Source organism: Salinivirga sp., assembly GCF_055145285.1.
Genome location: NZ_JBSRDC010000019.1, coordinates 32757 through 49105, shown reverse-complemented (window position 1 = coordinate 49105; position 16349 = coordinate 32757). Strand labels below are relative to the sequence as shown.

Annotated in this window: 12 protein-coding genes; 7 read left to right on the top strand and 5 right to left on the bottom strand. The window is 40.2% G+C overall.

What is annotated here, in order from left to right:
* Positions 1-14 precede the first annotated feature (14 nt).
* The 3 genes from ACTB0Y_RS03510 to pta form a co-directional block, all read right to left on the bottom strand.
* On the bottom strand, positions 15-1217 hold the full coding sequence (locus tag ACTB0Y_RS03510) for an acetate/propionate family kinase (protein WP_463205411.1): 1203 nt from the start codon (positions 1215-1217) through the stop codon (positions 15-17).
* 102 nt (positions 1218-1319) lie between these two features.
* Positions 1320-2300, bottom strand: coding sequence for a 3-hydroxyacyl-CoA dehydrogenase family protein (locus ACTB0Y_RS03505; protein WP_463205410.1), 981 nt, complete (start codon positions 2298-2300; stop codon positions 1320-1322).
* Positions 2301-2429: 129 nt separating this feature from the next.
* On the bottom strand, positions 2430-3437 hold the full coding sequence (gene pta / locus ACTB0Y_RS03500) for a phosphate acetyltransferase (protein WP_463205409.1): 1008 nt from the start codon (positions 3435-3437) through the stop codon (positions 2430-2432).
* A 290-nt stretch (positions 3438-3727) separates the two neighbouring features.
* On the opposite strand from pta, the gene ACTB0Y_RS03495 reads away from it, so the two are divergent.
* From ACTB0Y_RS03495 to ACTB0Y_RS03470, 6 genes are all read left to right on the top strand, one after another.
* A complete protein-coding gene (locus ACTB0Y_RS03495; RefSeq protein ID WP_463205408.1) occupies positions 3728-4618 on the top strand; it encodes a DMT family transporter in 891 nt (296 codons plus the stop codon).
* A gap of 109 nt (positions 4619-4727) precedes the next feature.
* Positions 4728-6278 carry a DUF4301 family protein gene (locus ACTB0Y_RS03490; protein WP_463205407.1) on the top strand — a complete coding sequence of 517 codons (1551 nt, stop codon included), beginning with the start codon at positions 4728-4730 and terminating at the stop codon, positions 6276-6278.
* A gap of 82 nt (positions 6279-6360) precedes the next feature.
* Positions 6361-7773: a tetratricopeptide repeat protein gene (locus tag ACTB0Y_RS03485; protein WP_463205406.1), complete on the top strand. Its 1413-nt coding sequence runs from the start codon at positions 6361-6363 to the stop codon at positions 7771-7773.
* A gap of 28 nt (positions 7774-7801) precedes the next feature.
* Complete coding sequence (locus tag ACTB0Y_RS03480) at positions 7802-9136, top strand: threonine synthase (protein ID WP_463205405.1); 1335 nt, start codon at positions 7802-7804, stop codon at positions 9134-9136.
* 73 nt (positions 9137-9209) lie between these two features.
* On the top strand, positions 9210-10133 hold the full coding sequence (locus tag ACTB0Y_RS03475; protein ID WP_463205404.1) for a polyprenyl-phosphate transporter: 924 nt from the start codon (positions 9210-9212) through the stop codon (positions 10131-10133).
* Positions 10134-10136: 3 nt separating this feature from the next.
* Positions 10137-10874: a shikimate dehydrogenase family protein gene (locus tag ACTB0Y_RS03470; RefSeq protein WP_463205403.1), complete on the top strand. Its 738-nt coding sequence runs from the start codon at positions 10137-10139 to the stop codon at positions 10872-10874.
* A gap of 47 nt (positions 10875-10921) precedes the next feature.
* Here the strand turns inward: ACTB0Y_RS03470 and argS are convergent, their stop codons facing one another.
* Positions 10922-12706 carry an arginine--tRNA ligase gene (argS, locus tag ACTB0Y_RS03465; RefSeq protein ID WP_463205402.1) on the bottom strand — a complete coding sequence of 595 codons (1785 nt, stop codon included), beginning with the start codon at positions 12704-12706 and terminating at the stop codon, positions 10922-10924.
* Between the two features lie 237 nt (positions 12707-12943).
* Here argS and ACTB0Y_RS03460 point away from each other — a divergent pair, with 237 nt between their 5' ends.
* The gene (locus ACTB0Y_RS03460; RefSeq protein ID WP_463205401.1) at positions 12944-13330 is read left to right on the top strand and encodes a co-chaperone GroES; all 387 of its coding nucleotides are present in this window, start codon (positions 12944-12946) and stop codon (positions 13328-13330) included.
* 66 nt (positions 13331-13396) lie between these two features.
* Here ACTB0Y_RS03460 and ACTB0Y_RS03455 read toward each other — a convergent pair whose 3' ends face one another.
* Entirely contained in the window at positions 13397-16303 is a 2907-nt protein-coding gene (locus tag ACTB0Y_RS03455; RefSeq protein WP_463205400.1) for an FAD-binding and (Fe-S)-binding domain-containing protein, read from the bottom strand.
* Between the last annotated feature and the right edge of the window lie 46 nt (positions 16304-16349).

Here is a 16349-nt window from a genome sequence, read left to right as displayed (position 1 = left end):
AGTATGTTTTAGAATTATTTATTCTTTACGATATTGACCGTGTCTTTGGCAATGACAAGTTCTTCGTTGGTTGGCATCACAATGACTTTTACTTTAGAATCATCCGTGCTGATGACGGCTGGCTTACCACGCAAACCATCGTTTTTCTCCGGATCGATTTTAATGCCCAGGAACTCAAGGTCGCTCGCAACACCACGGCGGGTTGTATCAGCATTTTCGCCAATGCCACCGGTAAATATAAGCACATCAAGACCATTCATTGCTGCTGCGTAAGAGCCTATGTACTTTTTAATACGGTAATCATATGCTTTTAAAGCATTTGCACATCGTTCATCACCGTTTTCAGCAGCCTCTTCAATGGTGCGCATATCTGAGCTAACACCTGTTAGTCCAACCATACCACTATGTTTATTCACCAGGGTATTGGCAGAACGAAGACCAATTTCTTCTTTTTCCATAATAAACATAAAAGCACCTACATCAAGGTCTCCGGTGCGAGTACCCATAATTAATCCTTCAAGAGGTGTAAAACCCATTGAGGTATCAATTGATTGCCCACGATCGATAGCCGCAACAGAAGCACCATTGCCCAGGTGACAGGTTATGATTTTATGGGTTTCCATTTTAATATTGAGCATTTTGCAGGTTTCCTGGGCTACAAAGCGATGACTTGTACCATGGAACCCGTAACGGCGAATGCCGTATTTTTCATATAATGCTTTTGGTATGCCATAGACAAAGGCATGTTCCGGCATAGTTTGGTGGAAAGATGTATCGAACACAGCTACCTGTTCTACATTGGGAATTAATGACTGAATAGCATAAATACCTTTGAGGTTTGCCGGGTTATGTAATGGTGCCAATTCGGCGCATTCTTCTATTTTGCCAATAGCATCATCGGTAAGTAGTGCACTTGCTTTGAAATATTCACCTCCATGAGCTACTCTGTGCCCTACAGCTCCAATTTCATCAAGGCTCTTGATAGCGCCATGCTCTTTACTGATTAATACGCCAAGAATATATTCAATTCCGGTTTGATGGTCAAGTATTTCACCTTCGAGTTTGGCTTGATCACCGTCGCTGCGCTTACTTTTCAGGAAAGATCCTTTTAACCCGATTTTTTCAACTATCCCTTTTATAATTAGTTCTTCGGTAGTCATTTCCAAAAGTTGGAATTTTATGGATGAACTTCCGCAATTTAAAACTAAGACTTTCATTTGTTTATTTTTTTGATTTCAGCCTTTAGGTAAATTTCTATGTTAAAACAGATGTGACATAGAAATAAAATTACTAAATGATAGAAACCTGATGTTTATAAATTAATTTCCGGTATCGACCTCTATGGTATTACCTTTTATTTTCTGACCATTCTCATCATACTCATAAAACCCTTTGTGCGTTTTACGGCCGAGGTATCCGGCGCGCACGAGCCTTTTTAGAATAGGTGAAGGCTTGTATTTGTAGTCTCCGAACTCCTCGTAAAGATTGTCCATCCAGCGAATAACGCGATCGAGACCAATCTTGTCTGCCATTTCAAATGGGCCCAAAGGCATGCCCAAGCCGTTACGCATACTATAATCAATACTCTCCATATCACTAACCCTTTCCAAAAGCACATGGCATGCTTCACTTATGAAAGATACGGCCAGGCGAGCGGTTATCAAACCCGGTGATTCCTGTACGGGAATAGCCGTTTTACCAATAAGTTTTGCAAAACGTCTTACATCTTCACATATTTCATGCGATGTGTGCAATCCTTTTACAATTTCAATAATGCTGGCCTCAGGAGCCGTAGTTGAAATATGCAGGCTAATGCAGCGATCTTTATGCTCCAGCTCAGATGCCAACTCTGTAATAACAAGAGTAGTCGAATTAGTAGCAATGATTGCATGAGGTGACACATGCTTTTCAATATTTTTAAATACTTCTTTTCGAACATCAACTGATTCTTCGCGGGTGCGTGACAAAATAGACTCTATTACAAGGTCACATTTTTGGAAATCACTATAATCGAGGGTTCCTTTGATGCGCGAAAGGATACTTCTTTTATCTCCCTCGGTCATACCCCAATGATTAATCTGATGGTCGAGTTCTTCGGTAATTTCAGCAAATGCCTGATCAATTTTTGCTTTGCTCAATTCCAAAAAAACGACTTCAATTCCTTTCCCTGCAACCATCAGCGCTATTCGCTGGCCTGTATTACCACAACCAACAATACCAATGGTTGAAAACTGGCTTTTGGGTTTTGATTTTGCGCTTAAACCATATTTTTCAATAGGTTCAACTTTTATTTCCGACATACGGCTTAATTTTTAGTGTTTTTAGTTTTAAATGACAAATGGCAGTATGGGTGTAATACACCTGACTGCCATTTTTATGTTATTCGGTTCTCTATTAAGCATCCCTTTTCTCTGGGGTATAAATTTGAATTATTGTTTTTCGCTTACTGCCTGGTTCACTGTTATAGCGACAAGATTTACGATATCGCTCACAGAGCAACCACGGGACAGGTCATTAATTGGTGCTGCCATACCTTGTAGCACAGGGCCAATAGCTTCTGCGCCAGCGAGACGTTGCACTAATTTGTATGTTATGTTACCTGTTTCCAAAGTTGGAAACACCAACACATTAGCCTTACCGGCAATTTCGCTTCCGGGGGCTTTTTTATTACCTATGGCGGGAACTATTGCAGCATCTGACTGTAATTCTCCGTCAATCTTCAGGTCAGGGGCTTTCTCCTGAGCCATTTTTGTGGCTTCCACGACCTTATCAACCATCTCATTTTTGGCGCTACCTTTTGTCGAAAACGACAGCATAGCTATTCTTGGCTCGAATCCGCCAATGGCCCGGGTTGTTTCTCCTGTTGCAACTGCTATCTCAGCTAGCTCCTTAGCTGTTGGGTTTGGGTGGACAGCACAATCGGCAAAAACCAAAATGCCTTCTTCGCCGAAAGACTTGTCAGGTAAAATCATAAAAAACGCGCCCGATACTACACTAATACCAGGTTTGGTCTTCACAATCTGAAAGGCAGGGCGCAATACATCTCCTGTAGCATTATCAGCTCCGGCAACTTCCCCGTCAGCATCTCCCTGCTTTATCATCATAACAGCAAGATACAACGGATCTTTAAGTAGCTCTTCAGCCTCTTCTTTGGTGAGCCCTTTCTTTTTTCTAATCTCTACTAAAGCATCGATATATTCTGCTTTTTTCGGATGGTCCTCAGGATCTATAATTTGTGCCTTTTCTATTTCTGAAAATCCTGACTCCTGCGCCATTTTTTTAATTTTCTCAACATCTCCAAGCAGGATTATATCGGCTATACCCTCCTTGATTAATATATTGGCTGCTTCAAGTGTTCTGGGTTCTGTACCCTCTGGTAAAACTATTCTTTGTTTGTTCGATTTTGCTTTTTCCTTAATGCTTGTAATTAAATCCATTGTAAATCAGTATTTTAACTTGCGTTCTATAAAAACCCAAAGATAGCAATTTTTACCCAATTGCCGGACAAAATTCTAAAAAAGCGACGAAAAAAAATATGTTAAATATCAATGTTTTACTACAACCTTGATGATAATCCGGGATTATCTTGTTTTTTTGTACTTAAATTTCATGAAACGAACATAAATTTCAACATTTTAAAATACACACACGAAAATGATTAAAATTCATCGTGAGTTCCATCCGATAGCTATCGGATGACCATTGAAAACTAAAAATAAACGGATGAATGGGTAATTTAAACAATAATAAACAGGCCACTTTGCTCGCGCTGGTAGCTACATTTTTTTGGTCTACAGTAGCCACATCCTTTAAGTTTGGCCTTGAAGAACTTACTCCAACACAGTTTCTATGCTGGGTCATTATTTTTGCATGGATAATTCTAAGCATTATTAATTTAGCGAGTGGAAAATGGAAAATTAAAACAGATATGCGCAGTAAATATCTGGCCCTTGGGGGTGGTGTTTTAAATCCGTTTGCCTATTATCTGGTACTTTTCCATGCCTACAACCAATTACCTGCCCAAATAGCACAATCATTAAACTACACATGGCCGCTGGTGCTGGTTATTTTTTCTTCTTTATTCCTGCGTCAAACATTTAAACTCTCTGTATTTTGGGGTATGCTCATTTCATTTGGTGGTGTGTTTGTTATTTCATACGGGAGCATGCAATCAGACCTTGAGGTTAATATTATTGGGATTTTGCTGGCAGTTGGGAGTAGCCTTATTTGGGCTTCGTACTGGATTGTTAACAAACTCTCGAATGCACATCCTATTCAACAAATATGGCTGAACTTTACATCAGCATTAGTTTTGATGGTTCCTTACACCTTATTCACCGATGGTTTGCCCGTGCCCCAACTTCAAGGTGGATTGGCTGCCATATATGCAGCACTCTTTGAGATGGCACTCACCTTTGTAATTTGGTTAAAAGCATTACAGCTGGCCTCTTCTACCGACAAGATAAGCCACTATATTTATTTCTCACCCTTTTTATCACTGGTCTTTATCAATGCATTTCTGCATGAACCCATATTAATCTCTACAATTGGAGGATTGGCCCTCATTGTAGCCGGTATAATCTGGACAGAATATGCCAATAAAAAAGGAAAGTCCTAGATTCCAAAGAAATAAAACCATATTCAAACGTAAAGCCTGTATATTTTGCCAATTTATTAAAAATATGATTATTTTTGATTCTTAAGGAAATCGTATAAATCGAATGGTTATGCTCAGAGATAAGGATAAAAAACAGCTACAGGAAAAAGGAATGACCACCGCAATGGTAGAGGAACAATTAAAAAGATTTAAAACTGGTTACCCCCAACTTAATATAACAGCACCTGCTACCCTGGAAAAGGGGATTAACAAATATGGTGAAGAAGAAAAAGAAAAGCTGAGAAGCTTATACCAAAAAAAGCAAAAGAAAACTAAAATATGCAAGTTTGTCCCGGCAAGTGGTGCGGCAAGCCGAATGTTTAAAAATATTTTTGAAGTATTGTCCGCTTACGACGGCTCAGAAGAAAAATACCTGGAATTATTAACCGACCGTTCGGCAAATTCAGTCTACTTTCTTTGTGAACATATTCATGATTTTGCCTTTTACGATGACCTCGAACAAATGTGCTCACAAAAGGGTGATTGCATCGAAAGCAAGTTCACGAAAAAAGATTACGTAGGAGCTCTTAACCTCATTGTGTCAGAAAAAGGGCTCAACTATGGCAACTTTCCGAAAGGGTTAATCAAATTTCACAAATATAAAAAAGAGGAGCGAACTGCCCTTGAGGAGCAGCTGGTAGAAGGCGCCATGTATGCAAAATCGAAGCAAAAGGTCAACATACATTTCACTGTTTCGCCTGAATTTTATGATGATTTTCAGAAGCATATTAAAGAAATAACACCAAAATATGAAGAGCATTTCAATGTACAATTCGACATAGACCTATCCATCCAAAAACCACACACAGATACCATTGCAGTTACCTTAGAAAACAAACCTGTGCGCGACGAAGATGGGAAGCTCATTTTCAGGCCGGGCGGACACGGAGCATTACTGGTAAACCTTAATGAAATAGATGCCGACCTTATTTTTATTAAAAATATTGATAATGTGGTAACTGATCGACTAAAGCCAATTACCGTAGAATATAAAGAATTACTGGGCGGTGTACTGCTCGATTTCAAGGACAAAATAAACCATTACCTTGAGCGGCTTACTGGTGAGGAAGAACTTAAAGATGCATACATTACAAAAATCGCCAATTTTGCCAACCAAAGGCTGAACATTGATATTCCCGAAAATTTTAAAAATTTTGCGAAGCCCGAAAAAATAAAATTATTAATAGAAAAACTCAACCGGCCTTTCAGAGTATGTGGTATGGTAAAAAACGAAGATGAACCAGGTGGTGGTCCATTTTGGGTTACAGACCCTAAAAAGGAAGAAAGTCTCCAAATTGTGGAAAGTTCACAATTCGATAAAGAAGACAAAAAGCAAATGGGAGTTTTCGAATCTGCCACGCACTTTAATCCGGTAGATATTGCCTGCTCAACCAAAGATTTTAAAGGAAATAAATTCGACCTTTCAAAATACGCTGACCCGGAAACTGGTTTTATTTCGCATAAAACCATGAAAGGAGAATCCGTTAAAGCATTGGAGCACCCGGGACTATGGAATGGGGCTATGGCCAATTGGACTACAATTTTTGTTGAAGTACCTATGGAAACATTTAACCCGGTAAAAACAATTAACGATCTTCTGCGCAAGGAACACAGATTTTAATAGTTAGGTGATTACACAATTTTTTTGCACCTTTGTGCCCATTTTCAAATGAGCAAAATGCACTTTAATCTTCTTGCCAAATATGATGCAAATACCAGACAGATTTAACTATAATGAGGATTTCAGTGATATTTTAAAGCAGTTCGATGAAATGCTTACCCTTGAACGGGCTAAGTATTTCGATGTGGAAATATTCACCGAAATAATCAATTACCTGATTGATACAAACCAAAAAGACAAGGCCAGGCAGGCACTTCGAATGGGATTAAAGCAGCACCCCTATGCCGAAGAATTAATCTTAAAAGACGCTCAATTTTCTATTATTACCCAAAACTTTAAAAGAGCAAAAAACATACTTAAAGATTTACTAACCACCAATAAAGAAGATGCCGAAATTTATTACTATCTGGGTAAATTACAACTGGCTACCGATAAGCTGAATAAAGCTATCAGGTATTTTGATGCAGCACTAACACTATCAGAAATAGACGAAAAAATTGCTTTGCTATATATGATTACAGACGACCTGATGGACAAGGGCGAATACCATAGTGCTGTAAATTACCTGCATCAGATTCTCGAGATAGACCATTACGATTTTGAAGCCCTAATTGACCTGGGAACTTGTTATAAAGAGCTGAACCATATTTCGCAAGCTATTGTGGAATTTGACAAATACCTTGACCGTGACCCATTCAATGAAATGATATGGTATCAGTTGGGAACACTTTACGAGCAGGAAAATAACACAGAGATGGCTTTGGATTCCTATGAGTTTGCAGCTGCCATAGAACCCGAATATTCGTCGGCATATTTTAGCCTGGCGCTTATTTACAGCCGAAATGCGGAATACGACAAAGCCATCAAATATCTGGAGGAACTCATTGCGCACGAAGGTACAAACCTGCATGCATATTTTTACCTGGCAGAAAGTTATTACCAAACAGGCCAAAATGAAAAAGCCATGGTAAACTTTGAGAAGACCCTCAGCATAGACCCTGATTTTGCCGACGCCTGGTTCGGAATAGGCGAAATTTATTACGATGAAAATAAAATACACGAAAGCCTTGTATATGTAAGAAAGGCCATAAAAATTGACCCGGAAGAGCCACTCTTTTGGTTACGGCTTGCCACCATACAGCAAAACATGAAATACCTGACTTATGCTGTAAAATCATACAACAAAGTTATAAAACTGGACCCTTACGATGAACAGGCAAGAGTGCATTTGGCTGAATGTTACTTCGAACTAAAACAGTACAATAAAACAATACTTGTTTGCAAAAATGCATTAAAAACCTTTCTCGACCCGGCATTTTATTATTTGTGGGGAGCTGCATTAATTGAATCAGGTGAATCGACAGCGGGACTCAACCAAATTGAAAACGGGCTCAAAAAGGACAAGGAAGCCTTTAACAACTTTGTATATTTTTACCCAAAAATACTTAGCTTTGACGCCGTTAAGAAACTCGTCAACCTTTATGAAGGTTTATAACTAATGTAATATCAATAAACACGATAAAATGAGTGATAATCGGAAATTTCAGTTTCGGTGCGAAAAGTGCCAGTATGTAGTAAAAGATTTTTACGAATGGTTTAGTAACATGCAAAAATGTCCAAAATGTGGGCACAAGGTTGTATATGCTGAATATAGTGAAGACATTAACAAAGTTAAACCGTTCATTGAAGAGAAAAACGGAAAAGCAAAAAATGTGTTCCATTATTTCGACTTTCTGCCAATAAATAATCCCGATAATATCATTACATCAGGAGAAGGTGTTATACCTGTAGAAAACTGGGATTTCCTGGCCAATTTTGCAAAAAAACACTACAACATCGACTGCGAAGTGGTAGCTTACAGAAACGATATGAACCCAGGCACCGGCACATTTAAAGATGTAGCTGCTGCAGTAGCTGCTTCAGCCTTAAAAGAGAACGGTATAAAAGAGTATGCCGTAGCCAGCACAGGAAATATTGCCAATGCATTTGCCCACTATCTTGCAAAAGCAGGCATTTCACTTACTGTATTTATTCCCCAGGATGCCCTTAAAGCAAACGAAGCAGAAGTAAACACCTATGGACAGCGCGTTGTACGTGTAAAAGGTGACTATGCCAAAGCTAAAGAACTGGCAGCAGAGTATTCAGAAAAATACGGCATACTGCTTTCAGGAGGTAATACCGACCCAATGCGCGTCGAAGCCAAGAAAACTATGGTTTTTGAATGGTTGCGCCAATTGAAAAAAATGCCCGATGTGTATATACAAGCACTAAGCGGTGGTACCGGACCCATAGCCATAGACAAAGCCGTAAATGACCTTAAAGGCTCAGAAATGGAAATTAAACTACCCCGGTTCATTATGGTACAGCCAGACCACTGCGCACCTATGCGCATGGCCTGGGACAAAGCCAAATCGCATGGCTTCCCTGACGGCTGGGAAAACGATTATCCAAAACTCGAAAATCCTGTTACAAAAGTACCTACACTTGCCACAGGCAAACCCGGAACATACCCTATTATTGGTAAACTGACCCGCAAAAGCAACGGCGAAATCATCGAATTCAACGAAACATTGATTGCCGACATCTCCAGGTTGATTGCCTATATCAAGCATATTCAAGTTGGACCGGCATCAGCCATCGCTATCGGCGGATTCTTTGAAGCACTGCATCAGGGTATTATAAAAAATGGCGAAACCATTATGATTAATGTGGGTGAAGGTGTGCGCAGAGCTCCCGATTTTATGGAAGAGATGATTTATACCACACAGCATGCAGCATCAATTGACGAAATAGACCGTTACGAGAGAGAAATGTACAAAAATCAGTTGTGGGAACCTTTTGTAAACTACAAAAAATAAAACGAAGAGATAAATAAATATTGCCGGATTAGTATGCGCTATTCCGGCATTTTTATACTTTAACTACAAGGATATGCTTAAATATTTCATTAACCTGCTCAAAGGTGCAGCTATGGGAGCTGCCGATGTAGTACCGGGAGTATCGGGCGGAACAATTGCGCTTATTACCGGGATTTATGAGGAACTAATCGACTCCATAAAATCAATCAACGCCGAGGCAGTTAAAATCTTATTCTCAAAAGGTATAAAAAGCTTCTGGCAACATATCAATGGTTGGTTTTTGGTCAGTGTTTTTGCCGGTGTGCTTTTGAGTGTTTTTTCTTTGGCCAAAATATTGGAAACACTCCTTAGTAACTACCCTGTAATGGTTTGGTCGTTCTTTTTTGGACTTATAATAGCATCGGCCATCGCTATTTTAAAACAAATAAAAAAATGGGAGTTAACCAAGGTTGTTGCAGTAATTGCAGGTACAATTGTGGCATATTTCGTAACCGTATTGACACCCGCCGAAACGCCTGAAACCTGGTGGTTTGTAATGTTTTCGGGCGCTCTGGCCATTTGTGCCATGATTTTACCCGGCATTTCAGGTGCTTTTATACTACTTCTGTTGGGTAAATATGCATTCATTATCGGTGCTGTCAGCCAACTCGATGTAGCTACTATTGCCATTTTCGGTGTTGGAGCTATCATTGGTATTTTATCATTTTCCAACCTGCTTTCTTATTTATTACACCGTTTTCATGACATCACCATTGGTGTGCTGGCCGGCTTCATGATTGGCTCGCTCAATAAGGTGTGGCCATGGAAAGAAACGGTAGAAACTTTCACTAATCGACATGGAGAAGTTGTACCCCTGGTCGAAAAAAATATTGGGCCTTATAATTATGAAAATATCACTGGCGAGCCCTCATTTCTGGGCTATGCCATAATTTTTGCTATTGTTGGGTTTATGATTATCTGGGTGTTTGAATTTGTTGCCAAAAAATTTACAAAATAAATCATGCAAAAACGTTTCGGTCTCATAGGATATCCATTATCTCACAGTTATTCACCGGCTGTTTTTAAGAAATTAATATCAATAGCTAAACTGGATAATGTTACATACGAACTGTTTCCAATAGAATCGCTTGATGAGTTGCCATTGCTCATTAAAAAGTACCCTGATTTAGTTGGTTTCAGTGTAACAATACCCTATAAAAAGACAATTTTAAACCGACTCACTAAATTATCGCCAGTAGCCACCGGCATTGGAGCCGCAAACACTGTCAAAATTGAGCGCACAGGGGATTACTTTGAACTCACCGGCTACAATACTGATATGCACGGACTTAAGCATACCCTGGAAGCACACAATATACAGGAAAAAAGTGCCTTGATTTTCGGTGATGGAGGAGCAGCCCAGGCAGTTAAGCATGCACTTTCAAATAAAAATATGGACTTTGAAGTTGTTACCCGCGATAAGGCAGGAATTCACTACAGTAAATTAACACCTGAAATTATTAGCAATCACAAGCTTCTCATCAATACAACACCGGTTGGCATGTTCCCAAATACAAAGGATGTTTTACCCATTCCCGAAAGCGGAATAACTCACAATCATACATTGATAGACCTGATTTATAACCCTGCTGAAACCTCATTTATGAAAATGGGCAAAAAGCACGGAGCGAAAGTGATCAATGGGCAACTCATGCTCGAAAAACAGGCAGAGAAGGCTCTTGAAATCTGGTTAAAATAACCAACCAAATATTTTCGAAAGCAATATTGCGAACACCTCATAAAAAACTACATTCTTTCCGGCACATCAATACCGAGCAGCCACATACCATTTTTTATAATTTGCCCGGTTTGCCATGAAAGATTTAACCTCAGGTTGCGCACATCTGAATCCATTTCATTCAAAACAGAATGATCGTGATAAAACTGGTTAAATGTTTTCACAAGGTCGAATAAATAATTCGCTATAATTCCAGGATTCATGTTTTTACCACCTTCAGCCACCACATTGGGGAAATGTCCGAACTGCTGAATGAGTTCTTGTTCCTTCGGCTGCAAATCAATACTCAAAGGAAACTCCGGTAGATGATCGCCTACATCAGCTTTCCGCATTAAAGAACGAATACGGGCATGTGTGTATTGAATAAAAGGACCGGTATTACCATTAAAATCAATAGATTCTTCCGGATTAAAAAGCATATTCTTTTTGGGGTCCACTTTCAGTATAAAATACTTCAAAGCTCCCAGTGCCACAATTTTGTGTACATAATCAACCTCTTCCTGATTCAATCCTTCGAGCTTACCTGAATCTGCCGAAGCCTTTGTGGCCGTAATTATCATTGTATCGATTAACTCGTCGGCATCTACTACCGTGCCTTCTCGCGATTTCATTTTGCCAGATGGCAACTCTACCATACCATAGGAAAGATGAAACAACTGGGTGGCCCAGCCATAACCCATCTTTTGCAGAATAAGTGACAATACCTTAAAATGATAATCCTGCTCATTACCAACCACATATATATGTTGGTCGATATCATAATCGGCAAAACGTTGTACGGCAGTGCCCAAATCCTGAGTCATGTAAACTGAGGTGCCATCGCTACGCAGCAGTATTTTTTCGTCAAGCTTATCTTCAGTCAGATCGGCCCATACAGAGCCGTCATCTTTTCTTTTAAGCAAGCCTTTTTCGAGGTAATTTAATACAATTTCTTTCCCTTTTTTGTATGTATCTGACTCGTAATAAACTTTATCGAATTCTATTCCCAAACGTTTATAGGTTACATCGAAACCTTCATACACCCAATTATTCATTTTCTCCCAAAGCGCCATAACTTCAGGGTCGCGATTCTCCCATTTTCTGAGCATTTCGCGAGCTTCCAGTATCAAAGGAGCCTGGTTTTTGGCCTCGTCTTCTGTTTTGCCCGCTTGCCTGAGCTCTTCGATCTGCTTTTTGTATTCCTGATCAAATTTTACATAAAAGTCACCTACCAGCTTATCTCCTTTAACACTCAAGTCAGCTGGTGTCTTACCTTCTCCCCAGCGCTGCCAGGCCAACATGCTTTTGCAAATATGTATGCCGCGGTCATTTACCAAATTTACTTTCACCACCTCGTGCCCACAGGCTTCCAGGATTCTTGCAACAGAATAACCAAGCAAATTATTTCTAATATGCCCCAAATGCAGTGGTTTATTGGTGTTGGGAGAAGAATACTCAATCATAATTTTCTTTCCCGACCCCTTTTCTCCAAATCCAAATTGTTCTTTATGCACAATATCTTTCAGAGCATTCAACCAGAAGCCATGCGATAAAGTAAGATTCAAAAATCCTTTTACCACATTAAACTGCTCAAATACCACTGACTTTTCGACCAAATAATCACCAATTCGCTTGCCGGCATCCTCCGGCTTGGATTTAGCCAGCCTCAGCAATGGGAATACCACCAGGGTAAAATCTCCTTCAAAATCAGGTCTTGTACGCTGAATCTGCACTTGCTTTGGATCAATTGATTGATCAAAAATCGCCTCTAATGCCCTGTGAATCTCCCGGGTAAGATATTGTTCAATATTCATTCTCCTACTACTTAAATTTTGAGCTGCAAAGATAGTAAATTCTGCTCTTTGCATATGCCATTTCCTGTAAAACCTAAATTGCGTAAGTATTTAAGTTAACCTCAACTTAGAAAAACACCTGTTTGGATAAAGCTATGAGCACAAGCAGGATGTTTTGCTTGCGTATTTTGGGTAAAAGCAATTTGGTGAGTTTTTTTATTGGAAATTTCTATTTTTGTGACTAATAAAAATTACGATATGATGACGCACGAAATTGAAAAAGCAGATTTATCCAATATTATTCTCATAGGCGACCGCATACTGGTTAAGCCACGTAATCAGGAGAACAAAACCAAATCGGGACTATACCTGCCGCCCAATGTACAGGAAAAAGAGAAAGTGCAATCGGGCTATGTAATTAAAGTTGGGCCCGGCTACCCTATTCCTAAAATGACTGAAGATGACGAAGCGTGGAAACCCAAAGGAGACGATGTAAAATACGTCCCTGTGCAGCCCAAGGAGGGCGATTTAGCTGTATACCTGCCCAAATCAGGGTACGAAATCCAGTTAAACAATCAAAAATACTACATCGTACCACAATCGGCCATACTAATGGTTCTGAGAGATGAAGGTTTGATGAAGTAGGTTGTATAAATAAAATCTGGGCTTTCCGTCAAGAATTAAACTATAACGATTGTTTACCTGTCAACATTAATTCGTCAATGCTTCATACATAATTTCAATCGGGTGCGCGGCTTCGCGACTGGTGCCATCTTTAATTTGATGCCGACAACTTGTACCCGGTGCAGCAATAACCGTTTGTTTAGAAGCGCTGCGCACGGCCGGAAACAATACCAAGTCACCAACCTTCATCGACAGTTCATAATGCTCTTTTTCGTATCCAAAGCTGCCGGCCATACCGCAACAACCTGAGGGTATTTCGCTAACCACGTAATTTACAGGAAACGAAAGCATCCGCATGGTAGGTTTTGTAGATGCTACAGCCTTTTGTTGGCAATGTCCGTGCAATTTTATTTCCAGTTGCTTTTGGGTAAAATCATCCGGGCTTATATTACCTTTTTCAACTTCATTGATGAAAAACTCCTCAAACATCAGTGCATTTTTTGCCAGTGCTTTGGCTTTATCGCGCAGCGACTTACAAACAAGTTCGGGGTATTCATCCCGGAAGGAGAGTATTGTTGATGGTTCAATACCAATAAGCGGGGTTTCATTGTTGATGAGGTCTGCAAATTTATTCACATTGTTTTCAGCCATCTTACGAGCTGTACGCAATAGCCCTTTGGACAAGAAGGTTCTTCCGCTCTCTTGATGCTTTAAAGTTTTTACTTTATATCCCAGTTTATTAAGCAGCATGATGGTTTTAACACCAATGTGCGTGTCGTTAAAATTAGAAAATTCATCTACAAATAAATATACCGCACCTTTTGCTCCATCATTCAGGTCATGCGCATATCGTTTTAATTCTTTGCGAAGCGTTCTTTTTTGCAAGGCAGGAATACTGCGGTTAGCAGCAAACCCCAGGGTGCGTTTTATAATTTTTGATGTTACTTTGTTCTGCAGGAAAAAATTTGTCATGCCCGGGACCAAACTACCCAGCGCATTGATGCGGTTGATATATGCAATAGCCCGGGTGCGAAGCGGAATACCATTAGCATCGTAATAATGCTGTAAAAACTCTGCTTTGAGTTTGGCCATATCCACACTTGAGGGGCACTCACTTTTGCAGGCCTTGCAAGAGAGACATAAATCGAGCACTTCGTAGATTTCTTGGTGATTGAAAGGATTCTGCTTTGGAGAATGTGTGAGGAACTCCCGCAAAATATTGGCGCGAGCGCGCGTAGTTGCCGATTCATCGAGCGAAGCCATATAGCTTGGGCACATGGTTCCACCACTTAAGTGGGTTTTACGACAATCGCCCGAACCATTACATAATTCTGCGGCTCTGAGTATTCCGCCCTCACGGCTAAAGTCAAAAATGGTTTCAGGTTCTTCTATATCACGGTCAGGCTCATATCGCAAACTCTCCTTCATGGAAGGCGTATCGGTAATTTTCCCCGGATTAAACAATCCATGGGAATCCCAGGTTTTCTTCAATCGTTTCAGCAATTCGTAGTTTTCGTCTCCAATCATCAATGGAATAAACTCTCCGCGCAACCTTCCATCACCATGCTCGCCACTTAGCGAACCTTTGTATTTTTTAACGAGTTTTGCAATTTCTAAACCTATGGTATGAAAACGTTCAACATCTTCACTTTTTTTCAAATTTAGTACGGGCCTCAAATGTATCTCTCCTGAACCCACATGCGCATAAAAAACGCACGACATATTTTGTTGTTCGAGCACTTGCTTAAACGCTTTGATATAATCAGGCAGGACCTTTACATCAACAGAGGTATCTTCAATAACGGTTACAGGTTTAGCGTCGCCCGGAATATTAGACAGCACGCCCAAACCGGCTTTTCTCAAGGCCCAAACTTTAGGGATATCACTACCCATAACCAACGGAAAATGATACCCGTAACCTTTTGCCCGCATAGCTTGCTCCACATCATTGGCCAGTTTTCTTATTTCTGCTTCTGTTTCCCGGGCAAATTCTATTATCAAAATGGCTTTGGGATTACCCTTAATGAAAAACCGGTTTTTATTTTGTGTGATATTATCTTTGGTGGCTTCCAGCACAATATCGTCCATCAACTCCACGGCACCGGGCTTATGTTCCAGTGCCACCAAATTGGCGTACAAAGCCGCTTCAAGGGTCTCGAAATGCGCACAAACCAAACCTTTAAAAGGTGGCGGGGTATCTACAAGATTTAATTTAATGGCAGTGGTAAAAGCCAGCGTACCCTCAGAACCTGCTAGTACCTTTACCCAGTTAAAAAGTTCATTGCCGCCAAAAACCTCGCTATCTAACAGCAAATCTACGGCATATCCGGTATTTCGGCGATAAATTGCAGGGGCAGGATAATGTTCACGAATACGTTTTTGCACTTCGGCATCAGATAGTTCATCACGTATTTGCCTGTAAATATCACCTTCAAGCGTGGGCAGGTTGCACTTTTCTTCAAATTCCGTTTTCGTAAGATCCTTAAATAACACCTCACTCCCATCGCTGAGAATAGCTTCAATTTCCAGTGTATGGTCTCTTGTTGTTCCATAAATAATGGAATGGGAACCGCAGGAATTATTGCCTACCATGCCGCCCATCATGCACCGCGAGGATGTACTGGTTTCCGGGCCAAAGAAGAGCCCGTCGGGTTCCAGTTTCATATTGAGCTCATCCAGAATTACGCCGGGTTCCACTTTTACCCACCTTTCATCTGTATTGATTTCAATTATTTTTGTAAGGTATTGGGAGACATCCACAACGACCCCTCCTCCAACAACTTGCCCCGCCAGAGACGTCCCTGCTGTGCGCGGAATAATGGACGATTTATTGACTTTAGCCCATTCTATAATTAGCCTAATATCGCTTTTATTCTTTGGATATACCACCGCCCGGGGAACTTCACGATAGGCTGAAGCATCGGTAGCATACAGTAATCGTGTGCGGTAATCGGTATTTAATTCGCCCGCCAGTTTATTTTTTAACTCAATCATTGATTTTATTTTTGACAAGACCCGAAAGTTACGATATCGTCGTATT

What these genes read in the sequence shown, in the direction of transcription:
- ACTB0Y_RS03510 (WP_463205411.1), bottom strand. Translation starts at nt 1,217, where the DNA reads ATGAAAGTCTTAGTTTTAAATTGCGGAAGTTCATCCATAAAATTCCAA.
- ACTB0Y_RS03505 (WP_463205410.1), bottom strand. Translation starts at nt 2,300, where the DNA reads ATGTCGGAAATAAAAGTTGAACCTATTGAAAAATATGGTTTAAGCGCA.
- pta (WP_463205409.1), bottom strand. Translation starts at nt 3,437, where the DNA reads ATGGATTTAATTACAAGCATTAAGGAAAAAGCAAAATCGAACAAACAA.
- ACTB0Y_RS03495 (WP_463205408.1), top strand. Translation starts at nt 3,728, where the DNA reads ATGGGTAATTTAAACAATAATAAACAGGCCACTTTGCTCGCGCTGGTA.
- ACTB0Y_RS03490 (WP_463205407.1), top strand. Translation starts at nt 4,728, where the DNA reads ATGCTCAGAGATAAGGATAAAAAACAGCTACAGGAAAAAGGAATGACC.
- ACTB0Y_RS03485 (WP_463205406.1), top strand. Translation starts at nt 6,361, where the DNA reads ATGATGCAAATACCAGACAGATTTAACTATAATGAGGATTTCAGTGAT.
- ACTB0Y_RS03480 (WP_463205405.1), top strand. Translation starts at nt 7,802, where the DNA reads ATGAGTGATAATCGGAAATTTCAGTTTCGGTGCGAAAAGTGCCAGTAT.
- ACTB0Y_RS03475 (WP_463205404.1), top strand. Translation starts at nt 9,210, where the DNA reads ATGCTTAAATATTTCATTAACCTGCTCAAAGGTGCAGCTATGGGAGCT.
- ACTB0Y_RS03470 (WP_463205403.1), top strand. Translation starts at nt 10,137, where the DNA reads ATGCAAAAACGTTTCGGTCTCATAGGATATCCATTATCTCACAGTTAT.
- argS (WP_463205402.1), bottom strand. Translation starts at nt 12,706, where the DNA reads ATGAATATTGAACAATATCTTACCCGGGAGATTCACAGGGCATTAGAG.
- ACTB0Y_RS03460 (WP_463205401.1), top strand. Translation starts at nt 12,944, where the DNA reads ATGATGACGCACGAAATTGAAAAAGCAGATTTATCCAATATTATTCTC.
- ACTB0Y_RS03455 (WP_463205400.1), bottom strand. Translation starts at nt 16,303, where the DNA reads ATGATTGAGTTAAAAAATAAACTGGCGGGCGAATTAAATACCGATTAC.